The sequence below is a fragment of the Ensifer sp. 22460 genome (genome assembly GCF_052044935.1).
Taxonomy (GTDB): Bacteria; Pseudomonadota; Alphaproteobacteria; order Rhizobiales; family Rhizobiaceae; genus Ensifer.
Map to the genome: position 1 here is coordinate 286,490 of NZ_JBQENZ010000007.1, position 15,943 is coordinate 302,432.

Here is a 15,943-nt window from a genome sequence, read left to right on the forward strand (position 1 = left end):
ATGCCGATACTGTCTCGAGAACGGTCGTTCCCGGAGGCGGCGTCCGGACAACCCCATGACATGAGAATAAAGAGTAGCGTAGTGTCCCAATCCGGTTTTTTTGATCTCGCGAAGCGCCCGTTCGGTGCTCTTTCAAAGATGGTAGGACGGGTCGTCCTTGCGGGCGCCATTGCATCGGCCGCCTTTGCCGCACCGGCCTTCGCCGCCTCGAACTATGCCAATCCGAAATATTCGGGCATCGTCGTCGATGCCAAGACCGGCAAGATTCTTTACGGCGAGGATGCCGACGAACTGCGCTATCCCGCGTCTCTCACCAAGATGATGACGCTCTATCTGACCTTCGAAGCGCTCGAAGCCGGTCGGATCACGAAGTCCACCTCCATCCCCTTTTCGAAAAACGCTTCCGCCGAGCCGCCATCGAAGCTTGGTGTGCGTGCCGGACAGTCGATCACCGTCGAACAGGCGATCCTTTCGCTCGTCACCCGCTCGGCCAACGATGCGTCGACGGCGCTCGGTGAATATCTCGGCGGTTCGGAGCAGCGTTTTGCCCGCATGATGACGAACAAGGCCCGGGCGCTCGGCATGACGCGCACGACCTATCGCAATGCCAACGGCCTGCCCGACCCGGAACAGCGCACGACCGCGCGCGACCAGGCCCGTCTTGGCCTCGCGCTTCGCCAGCATTTTCCGCAGTATTACGATTACTTCTCCACCCGCAGCTTCCGTTTCGGCAAGCAGACGATCGGCAATCACAACCGCCTGCTCGGCAATGTCCGCGGCGTGGATGGCATCAAGACCGGTTACACCCGCGCGTCGGGCTTCAATCTCGTGACCTCGGCTCAGCTCGAGGGTCGCAGCATCGTCGCCGTCGTCATGGGCGGCAGCTCCGGCGCCAGCCGTGATGCGCAGATGCGCCGGCTCGTCGCCAAGTACATGCCGTCGGCATCGCGGCGTGGCGACGGCAATCTGATTGCCGAGACCAAGCCTACTCCCGTTCCGGCTGAAGAGACCCAGGTTGCAGAGGCGGCTCCCGTTGCGGATACGCCTGTCGTCGCGGCCGCGGCCAGCGGTCACGACCTGCCCAACACCGGACCGGTTCCTGGCATCCGCTATAACGGCGAAAGCGCGAGCAGCGTACAGATGGCCTATGCCGGCAACAAGCGCGCGTCGGACAACCCCGTTCTTTCCCCGAAGATCGTTCCCAACACGCTCGACGCACAGAGCCTGAAACTCCGTCAGCCTGTCGCCGCCGGCATGGTTGACACCCAGATCACCAATTCCGTTCCGAAGAAGGCCGACGCGGTTGCGAAGGCCGAACCGGCCGAAGCCGCAAAAGCCGAACCGATGCCGGCGCAGCCGCAGGGCTGGGTCATCCAGATCGGCGCAACGCCGGACAAGGATCAGGCCATGACCCTTCTCGGCAACGCCAAGGACAAGGGCGGCAAGGCACTTCGCGATGCAAAACCCTTCACTGTCGCTTTCGGCCAGGTCTATCGCGCCCGTTTCGGCGGCTTCGACGACCAGAATGCAGCGGTCAATGCCTGCAAGGCCCTGAAGAAGAAAGGCATCTCCTGCTGGGCGAGCCAGCAGTAAGGTCAAAAGATTTGGCGGCCGGATGTGTTTGTTTTCCGGCCTCCTTCCTCGGATTTGTACAGCGTAACGAGGTTAATCATGGCGATGAACGAAAACGTTCCGGGTGTCACCCCGCTGCCGGGACGGCGCGCCAAGCCGTCGCGCATCAACCTGCATCCCCTGCACGAGGCGGCCATGCGCATTGCCGATCTCGGGCTGAACCGATCGAAGGCGAAGACGCGCGATCTGGTCGGGATGCTCCTGACGCACGGCGCCCGCGCCTGGCGGTCGACGCAGCCGCGTGCCGGCATTCATCTTCACGTGACGGGGCCGAACCGGCGCCATCCCCTGAAAATGCGGATCACCTGAACGTTCATGAAATTCCGAAAGGCGGCCTGTGCCGCCTTTTTTCTTGTTGCGACACCGCCGCAACCATGCGCGTGCCAGCATCGCAACCTGCCCTGTGATGGGTCGTCAGGTCATCCATATTGAAGATTAGAGAAGTCCGAGTTCCGCCAATTCGCGGCGCAGCTCGAGCGGCATCTCGGCACCGCCACCGGAAAGCGACGCAAGGTCGCGCGGCGCATCCTTGTCGGTGAGATAGCGCCAGCCCTGGAAGGCACGCCGCGGCTGCAACTCCGTCTCGACCACTTCAGGGCCAAGCAGCAGATTGCAGCGGCCGATACCCTCGCCATCCGTGAAGGTTTCGATACCGATCAAGGACTGTCGCGCCTGCACGGTCCCCTTGATCACCCAGTAGAGCGAACCGCCGCTCAGCAGTTCCTCCACCCGTTTCGGCACCATGCGGGTCGTGTGGAAGGAATGGGGCTCGAGGCCAGCGGCCATGGCGGCCATAGCCTTGCGCGAAACCCATTCGCGCAGGTCCTCGATCGATTCCGCTCCGACGCAGAGCTTTATGAGATGCAGAGACATAGCTGTTTTGAACACCCGTCCGGCCGTTGCGGTCAAGCGGCCAGACGCTGTTCATCCACAATCACCGTGGCGGCTCAACATTCGACGACGTTGACCGCGAGACCGCCGGTCGATGTTTCCTTGTACTTCTCGTTCATGTCGACGCCGGTTTGGCGCATCGTCTCGATGCAGGCATCGAGCGGCACAAAATGCTTACCGTCGCCCTTGAGCGCCAGCGAGGCTGCCGTCACCGCCTTGACCGCACCGAGCGCGTTGCGCTCGATGCACGGAACCTGAACCAGGCCGGCGACCGGATCACAGGTCATGCCGAGGTGGTGCTCGAGTGCGATCTCGGCGGCATTTTCGATCTGCTCGGGCGTACCGCCCATGACGGCAGCAAGGCCGGCAGCGGCCATGGCGGACGCTGAGCCGACCTCACCCTGACAGCCGACCTCGGCACCGGAGATCGAGGCGTTGTGCTTGATGATGCCACCGATTGCGGCAGCCGTCAGCAGATAGTCGCGGATGCCCTCCTGATCCGCGTCGTCATGGAAATGCATGTAGTAGCGGATAGTGGCGGGGACGACGCCTGCTGCACCGTTGGTCGGCGACGTGACGACGCGGCCGCCGGCGGCATTCTCTTCATTGACCGCCATCGCGTAGACGCTCAGCCAGTCGTTGGCGAGCAGCGGGTTGGTCTTGTTGGAGCGCCATTCTTCCTGCAGCTTGTCGTGGATCGAGCGTGCGCGGCGGCGGACCTTCAAGCCACCGGGCATGATGCCCTCCTGGCTCAGCCCACGGTCGATACAGTTGCTCATCGCGCCCCAGATGCGGTCGAGCCCGGCATTCAGCTCATCCGGCGACATGGTCGCTTCTTCGTTCGCCCGTTTCATCTGGGCGATCGTCATCCCGGAGCGGGCCGCCATGTCCAGCATCTCCTGGGCCGACGAGAACGGGAATGGCACCTTGACGCCGGCCGCCTTGTTCTTCGAGGCACGCATCGCCTCGAGTTCCGTATCGGTCACGACGAAGCCGCCGCCGATCGAATAATAGATCCGCTTCAGCAGCAGCCGGCCGTCGCGGTCGAACGCGGAGAAGGACATGCCGTTGGCATGGCCGGGCAGCGGCACCTTCTTGTCGAAGACCAGGTCCGTCTTCGGCTGGAATTCATAGGACGGATGTCCCGGCGGCGAAATGCGGCCGCTGCGCTCGACCTCGTCGATCAAGCCGTCCATGCGATCAGGATCGACCAGGTCGGGGCGTTCGCCGACGAGACCAAGGACAACCGCCCTGCCCGTGCCGTGGCCGATACCGGTATGGGCCAGCGAACCGTGCAGGCTGACCTTGATCGCCGCAACGGCAGCATGGGACGGGCGCGGCCAGTCGTCGGAAAGAATGAGTTCGAGAAAGCGGTTGGCGGCCGACATCGGCCCCATCGTATGCGAGCTCGAAGGCCCGATACCGATCTTGAACACGTCGAAGACGGAAAGAAACATAAGTTTGCCTGCCCCGGAGACTGACTCGCGGCGCACCGGCATGATTGCCCGAGCACCGCATTCACGATTGCCTCGATATCACGCTTCACGGTCTGTGCGAACCGGCGCGCTATCCTCATATTTACTGCGCGATTTTATCCTCAGATCGGCACCGATTTAAGGAAATCCGCAACAAATATAGGAACGAAGCCTAAGCGATCCCATAGCAGACGGTCAGGCGGTCAACCGACATTCGATCCCATCCGTGCGACATTGTCATCCCGCAAAGGCTCCGGGGTGTCGAGATTGGCTGCCTGGAATCAAAAACGGCGCGGCTTTTGGGAAGCCGCGCCGTCAATCAGTGGTCTTTTCTAGATACCAGATATCAAAGGCCGCCGAAAAGATAAGCAAGAACAAGAACGCCAGCGAAACCAGCCACGGCGCGTGCAGTTACGCCCCAGCAAGATTTCTGAATTGTATTGTCCATGATGTCTCCGAAAACACTCTCAACGGCCGCGAGCAGCACATTGGGTGCCCGCGTCTGGGGCCTTGCATATTGAAGAAAGTGTTACTGCGCAATGGGGAAATGTGGCGGAAAGGTGTCAGGCCCTCGCCGCTCAGTACACTAAGCTGGTGAAAACCGCGCAATTGGCCGGCGGGAGCGGAGAAAAATTCCGCCGCAATTTCATCACAGTAGTTGACGCGCCGTCGATTCCCGCGCCGCCGCGCCCACCTTGCATTTTCCAAAAGCCATGCCAAAAACACGTGTATGACCTTCGAAGATTACATAGCGCTTGTCGTGTTTATCCTGCTTTGGGCGGGTTTCAGCTGGGCGACCGACGGCACGCGCGGCTTCAAGCGGGTGAGTCTCACCCGCCTCATGAACGAGCATCGTGGCCGCTGGATCCGCAATTCGCTCAACCGCGATCTGAAGATGATCGATACGCAGATCATCGCGGGGCTGCAGGCCGGCACCGCCTTCTTTGCCTCGACGACGATCTTCGCCCTCGGTGGCTGCTTCGCTCTGCTCGGCGCAACCGAACAGGTGCAAGTGATCTTCGCGGACATGCCCTATGTCTTCCATGGCGGTCGGACCGCGTTCGAGCTGAAGGTCGGTGGCCTCACCTGTCTCTTCGGCTATTCCTTCTTCAAGTTCGGCTGGTCCTACCGGTTGTTCAACTATTGCTCGATCCTGATGGGCGGCATTCCAATGACCGCCGACATGCAACGCGACCTGCAGGCGGCGGAGAAGGCAGCCGAACGGGCGATCCGCATGAACGTGCTGGCCGCCAAGCACTTCAACGCCGGGCTTCGGGCGATTTTCCTGTCGATCGGATATCTCGGCTGGTTCATCAGCCCCTATGTCTTCGTCGGGCTCACCGTCTTCGTCATCTTTGTGCTGACCCGCAGGCAGTTCTTCTCGGAGGCACGCGCGGCGCTGCTGCCGGACGCAACGCCCTGACTGCACGCGCGCCCATCGCGCTGAACGGAAACAGATCAGGCCTGACCACTTCCACCATCAGCCAACGACGCGTGTTTGGCACAAGCCAAACATGTCACTCTTCTTCACGCCCACAGGATGGCGAATGCCCATGTCCGACAGCAATGTGACTTCACCGACGACACAGATACCGGCTCAATCTGCCGCACGGGGGCGGCTCGCCTTCATCGACGTCGCGCGCGGCGTGGCACTGCTCGCCATGGCTACCTATCATTTCGTCTGGGACCTCGAGTTCTTCGGCTACGTTGCCGCGGGAACCGCCGGCACCGGCGGCTGGAAGATCTTTGCCCGGCTCATCGCCAGCAGCTTCCTCTTTCTCGCCGGGTACAGCCTTGTGCTCGGACAATGGCCGAAGCTTCGCCTCGACGCGTTCATGCGGCGCTTTGCCAAAATCGCCGGTGCGGCAGCGCTGATCACAATCGCGACCTATTTCGCGTTCCCGGACACCTTCATCTTCTTCGGCATCCTGCATGCGATCGCCGCGGCAAGCGTGATCGGCCTTGTCTTCCTGCGGCTTCCCGCCGTCGTTTCCCTTGTTGCGGCAGCAGCAGCCATCGCGGCACCCTTCTATTTGCGCTCGCCGGCCTTCGATGCACCCTGGCTCTGGTGGGTCGGACTGTCGGAAACCTTGCCGCGCTCCAACGACTATGTGCCGCTGCTGCCGTGGCTCGGGCCTTTCCTCTTCGGCCTTGCCGCAGCCAAGCTCTTCCATGCGCGGCTCGTCGCGGTCCTCGCAAGCCGTCCGTCTACAGGTGGCAAGGGCAAACTGTGGATGAGCCCGCTCGTCTTCGGCGGCCGTCACAGTCTGGCCATATACCTCATTCACCAGCCCGTGCTCATCGGACTGGTCTATCTCTTCTCGCTGATTTCACCGCCAACATTGCCGGATCCCAAGCAAGCCTACCGCAGCAATTGCGTCGCGGCCTGCAACCAGGGGAACCCGGCCGTGCCGTGCGAGGCCTTCTGCGGCTGTACGCTCGACCTTCTGGTACAACAGAACCTGTTCGACAGCCTGAACAGGGGAGAGATCAACGTCAGCACCGATGAACGCATTGCGCGAATCGCGCGACAGTGCACAATGGACGTGCAATCAGGGGACTAGGACATGAATGCCTATCGTGCCAAGCCGCTGAATTTCCCGTGGCCCGCCCTGCTCTACGGCGTCGCCACGCTCGCGGCCCTTGTTCTGGCGCGATATTCCCCCATCCCCGTCGCACACGGACACAGCTGGTTTCCCTGGATCAGCGGCGGCACACTGATCATCGTCGCCATCTGGCTGGATCTCTGGGCACTCAAGACCTTGCTCGACCGGCACACGGCCGTCATGCCCTACCGGTCGGCGACCTGCCTCGTCACCTACGGCCCCTTCCGCTTCACACGCAACCCGATCTATCTCGGCTACACCCTGATGATGGTCGGCTTCGGCCTGGCGACGCTCAATCCTTGGTTCTTCATCACGGCGATCGCAGCGGTGATGCTGACGACCGTCTTTGCCATTCGCAACGAAGAGCGGCATCTGCTGTCGCGCTTCGGCTTCGAGTTCGAGCGTTATTGCCGGCACACCAGCCGCTGGATCTGACCAAAAGACCGCACAGCCCAAAACCAAAAAGGGCAGCGCGGACGCCACCCTTCGAAACTTTCGCTTTTAAGAATACGCCCGCCTGCTCAGGTACCGACGCCGATCTCCGCGAGACGCGTCAGGCAAGCCTCCTCGACATTGTCGAGCTCTGCCAGCGTGTCTTCGATATCCTTGCGCTTCTGCCGAAGCTCCTCGCGCTTTTCCTCGACACGGTTCATCAAGAGCCGAAGCTGGCCCATCTCGCCGGGTGGATCCTTGTAGACCTGGATGATTTCGCGGATTTCGGCAATCGTGAAGCCGATGCGCCGGCCACGCAGAATTTCCTGGATCAGCCGCCGATCCGCAGGCCGGAACAGGCGCGTGCGTCCACGGCGTTCAGGATGAATGAGGCCCTCGTCCTCATAGAACCGCAGCGTTCGGGTGGAAATGCCGAATTCCCGCGTCAATTCGGTGATGCTATAATATTTATTCACGCTGCCATTCCATGATTTACTGCATCGTTCCTAAAATCGGTATCGATTTAAGGTCAAAATTATGCAGCAGGTCAAAGTGTTACAGCGATCTCAGCGTGTCATGGAAGACGCGCGCGCTGTAATGCGTATACACTATCGTTGACCTTGACGTAAAAGTCAAACAACGGCGTTCACCTCACGTGACGTGAAACCACCACGTGGCGATGCCGAGAAAACTGAAGAAACCGGTGATGTCGGTGATGGCCGTCACGAAAACGGCGGAAGACACGGCCGGATCGGCACCGAAGCGGTCCAGGCAGAGCGGAACGAGGATGCCGCCAAGTGCTGCGGCCATCATATTGATCAGCATGGCCGTGGCGATGATACCGCCGATGTTCGGGTCCTGAAACCAGAGACCGGCGAGCAGGCCGATCAGCGTGCCGAAGATCATGCCGTTCAACAGCCCGACCCCGGCTTCGCGCCGGATAATGCGCGGCGCGTTGTGAATGTCGAGGCCGCGGGTCGCAAGCGCGCGGACGGTAACGGTCATGGTCTGCGAACCGGCATTGCCGCCCATGCCGGCGACAATCGGCATCAGAATGGCGAGCGCGACGATCTGCTGAATGGTCGCATCGAAAAGCCCGATGACCGAGGCGGACATGCACGCCGTCATCGAATTGATGAACAGCCACGGCACGCGTGAGCGCGATGCCTCGGCAACCGAGTCCGAGAGCTCTTCATCGCCGACACCGCTCAAGCGCAAGAGGTCTTCTTCCGCTTCTTCTTGAATGACGTCGACGACGTCATCGATGGTGAGCACTCCGACCAGCCTTCCGTTGTCATCGACGACCGCGGCGGAGAGAAGGTCGTATTGCTCAAACAGTTGCGCTGCCTCTTCCTGGTCCATCTCGGCCGGAATCGCATGACTCGTGTCGTGCATGATCGCATCGACCTTGACCGAGCGCTTGGTCCGTAGAATGCGGTCGAGGTCCATGGCACCGAGCAGCTTGAAGGTCGGGTCGATGACAAAGATCTGCGTGAAGCTCTCGGGCAGGTCCTCGTCTTCGCGCATGTAGTCGATCGTCTGGCCAACGGTCCAGAATGGCGGCACCGCCACGAACTCGGTCTGCATGCGCCGGCCGGCGGTGCTCTCCGGATAATCGAGCGAGCGGCGAAGGCGAACCCGTTCCGTAAAGGGAAGCTTCGCCAGGATCTCGTCCTGATCTTCCTGGTCGAGGTCCTCGAGAATGTAGACGGCGTCGTCCGAGTCCATTTCGCCGATAGCCTCGGCGATCTGCTCGTTCGGCAGATGCTCGACGATATCGAGACGGATGGCCTCGTCGACCTCCGTCAGCGCCGAAAGGTCGAATTCCTTGCCGAGCAGTGAGACCAGCGCCAGGCGCTGGTCAGGCTGGATCGCTTCAAGCAGGTCGCCGAGTTCCGACGAATGCAGGCCGGCGACGTGCTGGCGCAGATAGATCGTATCGCGATCGGCGATCGCGGCCCCGACATGCATGAGGAAATCGGAACGGACCGAACCGTCGTCGGCATAGATGTCCGAGCCGTCAAAGGTCTTGACGTCTTCGATACCGCTGTCGTCGTCGCCGATATTGCTCATGGGCGCCCTCGAAACGATTGCTGCTTTCCGGTGCTCCATCATACGGGCCGGAAAGAATGCGTCACTGACGGTTGGTGCCCCTCTTCCGCTGCCGTGCTCCGGAAGTTGGGTCCTACAGCCCTGCTAGCGCAAAGCCCCGCCGAGGTCCACAGCACAGATACCACCCTGTGCGCGGCGATAACAGATTTATTCAAGCTGTTGCAAATACATGAGAAACCGGCTGCATCGCGACAGTGTCGACATCGATCGCGCGATCGGCTAGCACTTCTCTTCGTTCCCTGGAACCGGAATCGATTTCAGAGGACGAAACAGCAGCCCAAGGTTTACGCCGCCTCTTGCGCTCCTCAACGGGACGTACGGCGCCGCAAACGCTGCAGCCGAGGAACATCTGATGGCGATCCGTCCCATTGTCCGTTTTCCCAGTCCCTTGCTGAGCCAGAAGGCGGACACCGTTACCCGCTTTGATGCGGCGCTCGAGGCCCTTGCGGACGACCTTCTGGACACGATGCGAGCGGCACCGGGCATCGGTATCACCGCTCCGCATGTCGGCGTGCTGCAAAGGGTGACGGTGATCGAGCTCGACCGGGAGAGCGGCGTCAGGATTTACATCAATCCAGAGATTGTCTGGAACTCCGCCGAAGTCATGAAACATTCTGAAGGCAGTGTATCGATGCCTGGGGTTTCGGAGGACATCGAGCGACCGCAGACCGTCCGTGTTCGCTATCAAACCCTTTCAGGCGAAGAGGTCGAAGAGGAAGCCGAAGGGCTGATGGCCATTTGCCTGCAACACGAGATCGACCAGCTCGACGGTATTTTCTGGACCCAACGCCTCTCGCGCCTGAAACGCGATCGGGCGATCAAGAAATTCGAAAAGCTGACAAGGGAACAAACGCGCGTCTAGGACTTCCCGCCGACAGCATCAAATGCCTCCCAGTTCACCAAGGATCGAACAATGAAGCCAACATATCTTGCAGTCATCGGCCTCCTGGCCCTCGCCGGTTGCAACAGTGCCCAACAGAGTCTTGAGCCCCTGCCCGAGAGCCTGACCTACGGCGAAAACGCCAGCAAAAGAAAGACGCAGGCCGCTCCCGGCACCATGGTTCAGCACCGTTTCATGTATGAAGGGCAGATGGTCTACGAAACCTATGAGGTTCAGCCCGATCACAGCTTCAAGCTTATCCGCCGCCGCATGGACCAGAGCGGACCGCAAGGCAACAGCTGACGACGTGGACGCAGGGCGGGGCAAGCGCGCGGCGCGCGGTGCAAGCGACCCAGGCTTGGCGTGTGCAATCAAATGTTTCGGCCGACTACCTTGGAAAGGCGGAGTAGACCGCCGTTTCGAAGTCAAGGTAGCCCCCGATCGAGGCCGGGTCGACGAAGGGCAATATCTGCGTCGCCCAGAGGCCGCCGAGACCATTTTGGCGGTCTATCCAGTAATAGAGGTTTGCAAGCCCAGCCCAGGCCAGCGCGCCGGCCGGTCGGCCTGTCGGCGCGGCTTCATCATTGATCATGAAGCTAAGCCCCCAGGATTTCGGCATTCCGGGGAAAAATTCGACGTCGTGCGAAAGGCTCGGTATCACCCCGGGAAGCTTTTTGATCTTCTTTTCTCCGAGGCCATTCTTTTCCGCCATTTCGACGGTTTCGGGTTTCAGCACGCGGCCGCCGGGTGCCACCCCGTCGTTGAGCCACATGCGAATAAATTTTGAGTAATCGGTAGCTGTCGAGTAGAGGCCATGCCCACCCATTTGGACCTCGGGTTCCTGGGGGAACCGGAAATCGGGCACCGGCTGCAATCGCCCTGCATCGTCCCGCTGATGCAGCGTGACCACGCGTGAGGCCATCGCTGGGGTCAATGCAAAACCGGTATCGTCCATGCCGAGCGGCTGAAGGATTCGCTCGGTCATCACCTCGCCCAATCGCTTACCGGCTATGCCCTCCACCACCTGTCCGGCCCAGTCCAGGTTGCTTCCATATTCCCAGTCGTCGCCTGGGTCGAACAGCAATGGGGTGCGGATGGACGCATAGGAGCTCGTGATCACGCTCGGCTGCCCATGCTGCCGGGCCAACCTGGCGTAGGTCTCATTGAAGAAGTCGTATCCAAAGCCAGCCGTATGCAAAAGCAGCATGCGCGTCGTGATATCCCGCTTGGGCGGGCGGAGCTTCGGGTTCCCGGAGGAATCAAAGCCATCGATCACCTGCAGCTTGCCGATCTCGGGAGCGTATCGCCTGGCTGGAGCATCGAGATCGAGCCTGCCCTCTTCGACCAGTTGCAGGCAGGCAGTGCCGGTGATCGCTTTCGTCATCGAGAAGAGCCCGAAGACGCTGTCGGCGGTCATGTCCGCATCGCCACCCAATGCTCGCTTTCCGGCTGCACCGGTGTAGATATCGCCCCGTCTATCTGTGGCAATCGCGACGACGCCGGGCACGCAATCCGCGGCGCTGACGACGGTATTGAGGATTGCATCGGCAACAGCCCTGAGATCGCCGCCCAAAGGAACCTCCCAAGCAAACAGGCTTCGTCATTGGTGCAGGTCGCCCAGCCACCGCCGCGCCCAGAAAACTGCTCCAGCCCGGCCCTCGTTCTGGAATACCGCGCCAAGGTTAGCACCAAATAACATTCCAAGCCATTTCGCCTGCAACGTGGCGGTGCTCGTTCACTCTTTTTCCGCGGCGGCAAGCGCTATGCACGCCGAAGTGCGGTCTGAACATGTGTTGAGGTTTGCGGGCTTGCAGCTTCGGCCCGAGGCTGAGCCGCGCGGTGGGCTCAAGACCTAAGCGTTGGAGATAAAAACGAAAAAACCGGCCGAAGCCGGTTTTGGTGCGGTCGAGAAGACTCGAACTTCCACGGGTTGCCCCACAGCGACCTCAACGCTGCGCGTCTACCAATTCCGCCACGACCGCATCGTGGTAGATGCCGACCTGCGCCGGCGGGGGTGCATGTAGCAAAAGCCCCCGCAGTGCACAAGAGATGGCTGTGCACAATTCGGGCGATCATGACAGAACTCAGCGGCCCGTCGCATTGCGAGCGAACCGGCCAGGTCGCCTTTCCGCGCATCAAGCGCGCGCACCTCGGCCACCGCGCCGAGACCGATTGTTGGGCGCGGGATCCCGTTCGTCTTCGGCCATTCGCCAGCAAAGAGAGCGCGCTCCTTCCCACCGTGCCAAACGCCTACGCTTGATTGGAAACGTCCAGAAAAGGGATGTGTCAGCGACGCGATTCCGCGCAGCTCGCCGTGTTCGCTAGGCAGGATAAAAACAAAAAACCCGGCCAAAGCCGGGTTTTTTTGGTGCGGTCGAGAAGACTCGAACTTCCACGGGTTGCCCCACAGCGACCTCAACGCTGCGCGTCTACCAATTCCGCCACGACCGCATCGTGGTAGGTGTCGACCTGCGTCGACGGGGCTGCATGTAGCAAAAGCCCCTGGGGGGCACAAGGGGATGAAGACAGAAATTTGACGGGAAATGAAACTATTTCAACAGCCCGCTGGGGAAGCGTTGGAAACGCTGGACTCTTGTCACGCGCCATCCCATTTACAAGCTCTGAAAACAGGAATGCAGACCGAATGCAGCGTGAGAATCTGAGCCAGACCATGTTCGCCCCCCCGGAATCACCCCCGGTTCGCTGGCGGGTTGCCTCTGATCTGGTGGATTATCCACAGGCAGTCGAACTGATGGAACAGGAAGCTGCCGCGATCGCCGCCGGCACCGCGGACGAACTCGTCTGGCTGGTCGAACATCCGCCGCTATACACAGCCGGTACCAGCGCCGATGTTGCTGATCTGGTGATGCCGGATCGCTTTCCGGTGTTCTCGACGGGTCGCGGCGGTGAATACACCTATCACGGGCCGGGCCAGCGCGTCGTTTACGTTATGCTCGACCTCAAGCGCCGAAAGCAGGACGTGCGCGCCTTCGTCGCTGCGCTGGAAAGCGTCGTGATCTCCACGCTCGATTCGATGAATGTGAGAGGTGAGCGCCGCGAAGATCGGGTCGGCGTCTGGGTTCGCCGCCCGGAAAAGCCCGCCCTGCCCGATGGTTCGGTGGCGGAAGACAAGATTGCCGCGATCGGCATTCGCCTGCGCAAATGGGTAAGCTTCCACGGCTTCGCACTGAACGTCGATCCGGATCTCGACCATTTCGGCGGCATCGTGCCCTGCGGTATTCGCGGCTACGGCGTAACAAGCCTCGTCGACCTCGGCCTGCCGGTGATGATGCCGGATGTCGATATCCGGCTGCGCGAGGCCTTCGAGACGGTGTTCGGCCCGACAAAGACCGACGGCGCCTGAACCCATTCAGCTTGCCGCTCGACGTCCCGCCTGCCGCTCGCGCCAGATAATAAAGAGGCCCGAGCCGACGATGATGGCGATGCCAAGCCATTTGGAGAGCGACGGGAAGTCTCCGAAGATGAGATAGCCGAGCGCCGTCGCCGTGACGATCTCGAAATAGTGGAATGGCGCCAACAAGGAGACAGGTGCCGCCCGGAAGGCTTTGACGACCAGCAGATGGCCGTAACCGGAGAGCGCGCCGAGGATAACCACCAGCGTCCAGCCAAGCGCCGATTTGGGCAAGGACGGCACGAAGTCGGGGCTGCCCATGCCGTTGCCGACCAGGATCACCAGCGCCATCATCAATGTGCCGCCGATGCCAGCGATGGTCTGCATCGTCAGCGGCGAGTCACCCGTACCGACCGCGCGATTGAGAAGCAGATAGCAGGCAAACACGAAGGCGCAGGCCACCGGCAGCAAAGCCGTCACGCCGAAAGCCGCGAAACTCGGCTGGATGACGATCATCGCCCCACCGAAGCCGACGATGATGGCAAGCCAGCGTCGCCAGCCGACTCTTTCCTTCAGGAACACCGCCGAAAGGCAGGTCAGGATGAAGGGCTCGACGAAATAGATGGCAAAGGTATCGGCCAGCGGCATGTACTTCACGGAAATGAAGAAGAACAGGGCCGCGGTCGCCAGCAGCACGCCGCGCAGCAGATTGGCCCAGGGTCGCTTCGGCTTCAGCGCCCGCAGGCCGCCGGCGCCAAGCAGCATCGGCAGCGTCGCCACCAGCTGGAAGAAGAACCGGTAGAAGGTCACCTGGCCGGGCGACATGCCTTCGTAAACAGCCATATACTTCGCGATCACGTCCATGCCGGGCAGGATGACCATCGCAAAGAGCATGATGGCGACACCTTGCATCACGGTATCGGCAGGCTCGGCAGCCGCAGTTCGGGCGTCGGTCATGGGGCAAGCTCCGGTTGGCCGCCGCACATTAGAGCCTAGGCTACGGTTTTCAACGGCCGAGGATACTCCGGAGGCCGAACTATCCGCGCCTTAGCCGCAATTGACGGTGTTTTTGGCGCTTCGGGGTGGTCCCTCGCTGGCCGAATGCCTATAAGCTCAGGACCATCTTCCGCCCCGGAAGTCAAAAGCGGCTTCCTGCCGTCTCTCCGGGACCTTTGAACGTAACCGTGGCAAAGGAGATATCCATGCGCTTGTCCACCGAAACGATGATTGCCCGCCTGCGCGACACCAGCGACGGTGATACGCTGGGAGGACGCATCTGGAGGGCGCGCGACGCCGCCAACATCAGCACCAAGGACCTGGCAGACCAACTCGGAGTCCGCGCTGAAACGGTCGCCGCCTGGGAGCGCGACCGCGCCGAACCCCGGACGAACCGGCTCTTCATGCTTGCCGGCGTGCTGGGCGTTACCCCGGCCTGGCTGATCGCCGGCCTCGGCAAGGCGCCGGATTCGGACGCGGTCGATGACGAGCGCGACGGCCTTCGCGAGCAGCTTGCCCTGGTCAAGAAGCTGCACGAACAGACCGGCAAGGCCATCGCCGCACTTGAGATGGAACTCAATCGCGTTCAACAGAACATTCGTTAGCTTATTGTCGATTCCAACGGGCCGCCGCCCTGGCGGCCCGAAACCATTTTTGTCCTAGGGAGAAAATAGATGGATGTACGTGCCGCCATTGCCGTTCAGGCAGGCAAGCCGCTCGAGGTCATGACGGTTCAACTCGAAGGCCCAAAGGCCGGCGAAGTGCTGATCGAGGTCAAGGCCACCGGCATCTGCCACACGGACGACTTCACGCTGTCCGGCGCCGATCCGGAAGGCCTGTTCCCGGCCATCCTCGGCCATGAGGGCGCCGGCATCGTCGTCGACGTCGGCCCGGGCGTCACCTCGGTGAAGAAGGGCGATCACGTCATTCCGCTCTACACGCCCGAGTGCCGCTCCTGCCCGTCGTGCCTGTCGCGCAAGACCAATCTCTGCACCGCGATCCGCTCGACCCAGGGCCAGGGCCTGATGCCCGACGGCACCTCGCGCTTCTCGATCGGCAAGGACAAGATCCATCACTACATGGGCTGCTCGACCTTCGCCAACTACACGGTGCTGCCGGAGATCGCCGTTGCCAAGGTCAACCCGGACGCGCCGTTCGACAAGATCTGCTACATCGGCTGCGGCGTCACCACCGGCATCGGTGCGGTCATCAACACGGCCAAGGTCGAGATGGGCGCGACCGCGATCGTCTTCGGTCTCGGCGGCATCGGCCTCAACGTCATCCAGGGCCTGCGTCTTGCCGGCGCCGACATGATCATCGGCGTCGACCTCAACAACGACAAGAAGGCCTGGGGCGAACGCTTCGGCATGACCCACTTCGTCAATCCGAAGGAGGTCGGCGACGACATCGTTCCCTACCTCGTCAACATGACCAAGCGTGGTGCCGACCAGATCGGCGGCGCCGACTACACCTTCGACTGCACCGGCAACACCAAGGTGATGCGCCAGGCGCTCGAGGCCTCGCATCGCGGCTGGGGCAAGTCGGTCGTCATCGGCGTCGCCGGCGC

The 15,943-nt window shown here is 61.4% G+C and carries 16 protein-coding genes and 2 tRNA genes; 10 read left to right on the forward strand and 8 right to left on the reverse strand.

Annotated features, from left to right (window positions below):
• The first annotated feature begins 60 nt into the window (after nt 1–60).
• Complete coding sequence (locus ACTJKM_RS11730; RefSeq protein ID WP_058320549.1) at nt 61–1,593, forward strand: SPOR domain-containing protein; 1,533 nt, start codon at nt 61–63, stop codon at nt 1,591–1,593.
• A gap of 78 nt (nt 1,594–1,671) precedes the next feature.
• Nucleotides 1,672–1,941, forward strand: a complete 270-nt coding sequence (locus ACTJKM_RS11735) for a hypothetical protein (protein ID WP_058320548.1) — start codon at nt 1,672–1,674, stop codon at nt 1,939–1,941.
• Between the two features lie 126 nt (nt 1,942–2,067).
• Here the strand turns inward: ACTJKM_RS11735 and ACTJKM_RS11740 are convergent, their stop codons facing one another.
• Both ACTJKM_RS11740 and ACTJKM_RS11745 read right to left on the reverse strand, forming a co-directional pair.
• Nucleotides 2,068–2,505, reverse strand: coding sequence for a DUF1489 family protein (locus tag ACTJKM_RS11740; RefSeq protein WP_057255610.1), 438 nt, complete (start codon nt 2,503–2,505; stop codon nt 2,068–2,070).
• A 74-nt stretch (nt 2,506–2,579) separates the two neighbouring features.
• Nucleotides 2,580–3,980 carry an L-serine ammonia-lyase gene (locus ACTJKM_RS11745; RefSeq protein WP_057255609.1) on the reverse strand — a complete coding sequence of 467 codons (1,401 nt, stop codon included), beginning with the start codon at nt 3,978–3,980 and terminating at the stop codon, nt 2,580–2,582.
• A gap of 748 nt (nt 3,981–4,728) precedes the next feature.
• Between ACTJKM_RS11745 and ACTJKM_RS11750 the strand changes: the two genes are divergently transcribed.
• The 3 genes from ACTJKM_RS11750 to ACTJKM_RS11760 all read left to right on the forward strand — a co-directional run bounded on the left by ACTJKM_RS11750 (nt 4,729) and on the right by ACTJKM_RS11760 (nt 7,039).
• On the forward strand, nt 4,729–5,421 hold the full coding sequence (locus tag ACTJKM_RS11750; RefSeq protein WP_058328549.1) for a DUF599 domain-containing protein: 693 nt from the start codon (nt 4,729–4,731) through the stop codon (nt 5,419–5,421).
• 130 nt (nt 5,422–5,551) lie between these two features.
• Nucleotides 5,552–6,562 carry a heparan-alpha-glucosaminide N-acetyltransferase gene (locus ACTJKM_RS11755; protein ID WP_058328548.1) on the forward strand — a complete coding sequence of 337 codons (1,011 nt, stop codon included), beginning with the start codon at nt 5,552–5,554 and terminating at the stop codon, nt 6,560–6,562.
• Between the two features lie 3 nt (nt 6,563–6,565).
• On the forward strand, nt 6,566–7,039 hold the full coding sequence (locus ACTJKM_RS11760; protein ID WP_058328547.1) for a methyltransferase family protein: 474 nt from the start codon (nt 6,566–6,568) through the stop codon (nt 7,037–7,039).
• An 86-nt stretch (nt 7,040–7,125) separates the two neighbouring features.
• On the opposite strand, the gene ACTJKM_RS11765 is transcribed toward ACTJKM_RS11760, so the two are convergent.
• Nucleotides 7,126–7,512 (reverse strand): MerR family transcriptional regulator, encoded by a 387-nt coding sequence (locus ACTJKM_RS11765; protein ID WP_057255605.1) that lies wholly within the window; start codon nt 7,510–7,512, stop codon nt 7,126–7,128.
• 175 nt (nt 7,513–7,687) lie between these two features.
• Nucleotides 7,688–9,109 carry a magnesium transporter gene (gene mgtE, locus ACTJKM_RS11770; RefSeq protein ID WP_057255604.1) on the reverse strand — a complete coding sequence of 474 codons (1,422 nt, stop codon included), beginning with the start codon at nt 9,107–9,109 and terminating at the stop codon, nt 7,688–7,690.
• Nucleotides 9,110–9,500: 391 nt separating this feature from the next.
• Between mgtE and ACTJKM_RS11775 the strand changes: the two genes are divergently transcribed.
• Together ACTJKM_RS11775 and ACTJKM_RS11780 are read left to right on the forward strand one after the other, a co-directional pair.
• Nucleotides 9,501–10,010, forward strand: a complete 510-nt coding sequence (locus tag ACTJKM_RS11775; RefSeq protein ID WP_058328546.1) for a peptide deformylase — start codon at nt 9,501–9,503, stop codon at nt 10,008–10,010.
• A gap of 51 nt (nt 10,011–10,061) precedes the next feature.
• Nucleotides 10,062–10,331, forward strand: coding sequence for a hypothetical protein (locus ACTJKM_RS11780; RefSeq protein WP_057255602.1), 270 nt, complete (start codon nt 10,062–10,064; stop codon nt 10,329–10,331).
• An 85-nt stretch (nt 10,332–10,416) separates the two neighbouring features.
• Here the strand turns inward: ACTJKM_RS11780 and ACTJKM_RS11785 are convergent, their stop codons facing one another.
• The 3 genes from ACTJKM_RS11785 to ACTJKM_RS11795 form a co-directional block, all read right to left on the reverse strand.
• Nucleotides 10,417–11,601, reverse strand: coding sequence for a serine hydrolase domain-containing protein (locus ACTJKM_RS11785; protein WP_058328545.1), 1,185 nt, complete (start codon nt 11,599–11,601; stop codon nt 10,417–10,419).
• Nucleotides 11,602–11,925: 324 nt separating this feature from the next.
• Nucleotides 11,926–12,010, reverse strand: a tRNA-Leu gene (locus ACTJKM_RS11790).
• A gap of 384 nt (nt 12,011–12,394) precedes the next feature.
• Nucleotides 12,395–12,479 (reverse strand) — tRNA-Leu (locus ACTJKM_RS11795).
• A 193-nt stretch (nt 12,480–12,672) separates the two neighbouring features.
• Between ACTJKM_RS11795 and lipB the strand changes: the two genes are divergently transcribed.
• Nucleotides 12,673–13,392 carry a lipoyl(octanoyl) transferase LipB gene (gene lipB, locus ACTJKM_RS11800; protein ID WP_058328544.1) on the forward strand — a complete coding sequence of 240 codons (720 nt, stop codon included), beginning with the start codon at nt 12,673–12,675 and terminating at the stop codon, nt 13,390–13,392.
• Nucleotides 13,393–13,398: 6 nt separating this feature from the next.
• Here lipB and ACTJKM_RS11805 read toward each other — a convergent pair whose 3' ends face one another.
• Nucleotides 13,399–14,337, reverse strand: coding sequence for a DMT family transporter (locus ACTJKM_RS11805; protein ID WP_245296192.1), 939 nt, complete (start codon nt 14,335–14,337; stop codon nt 13,399–13,401).
• A gap of 245 nt (nt 14,338–14,582) precedes the next feature.
• Between ACTJKM_RS11805 and ACTJKM_RS11810 the strand changes: the two genes are divergently transcribed.
• Both ACTJKM_RS11810 and ACTJKM_RS11815 read left to right on the forward strand, forming a co-directional pair.
• A complete protein-coding gene (locus ACTJKM_RS11810; protein WP_057255598.1) occupies nt 14,583–14,981 on the forward strand; it encodes a helix-turn-helix domain-containing protein in 399 nt (132 codons plus the stop codon).
• A gap of 69 nt (nt 14,982–15,050) precedes the next feature.
• On the forward strand, nt 15,051–15,943 hold an 893-nt coding region (locus ACTJKM_RS11815; RefSeq protein WP_440660360.1), incomplete at its 3' end, for an alcohol dehydrogenase catalytic domain-containing protein.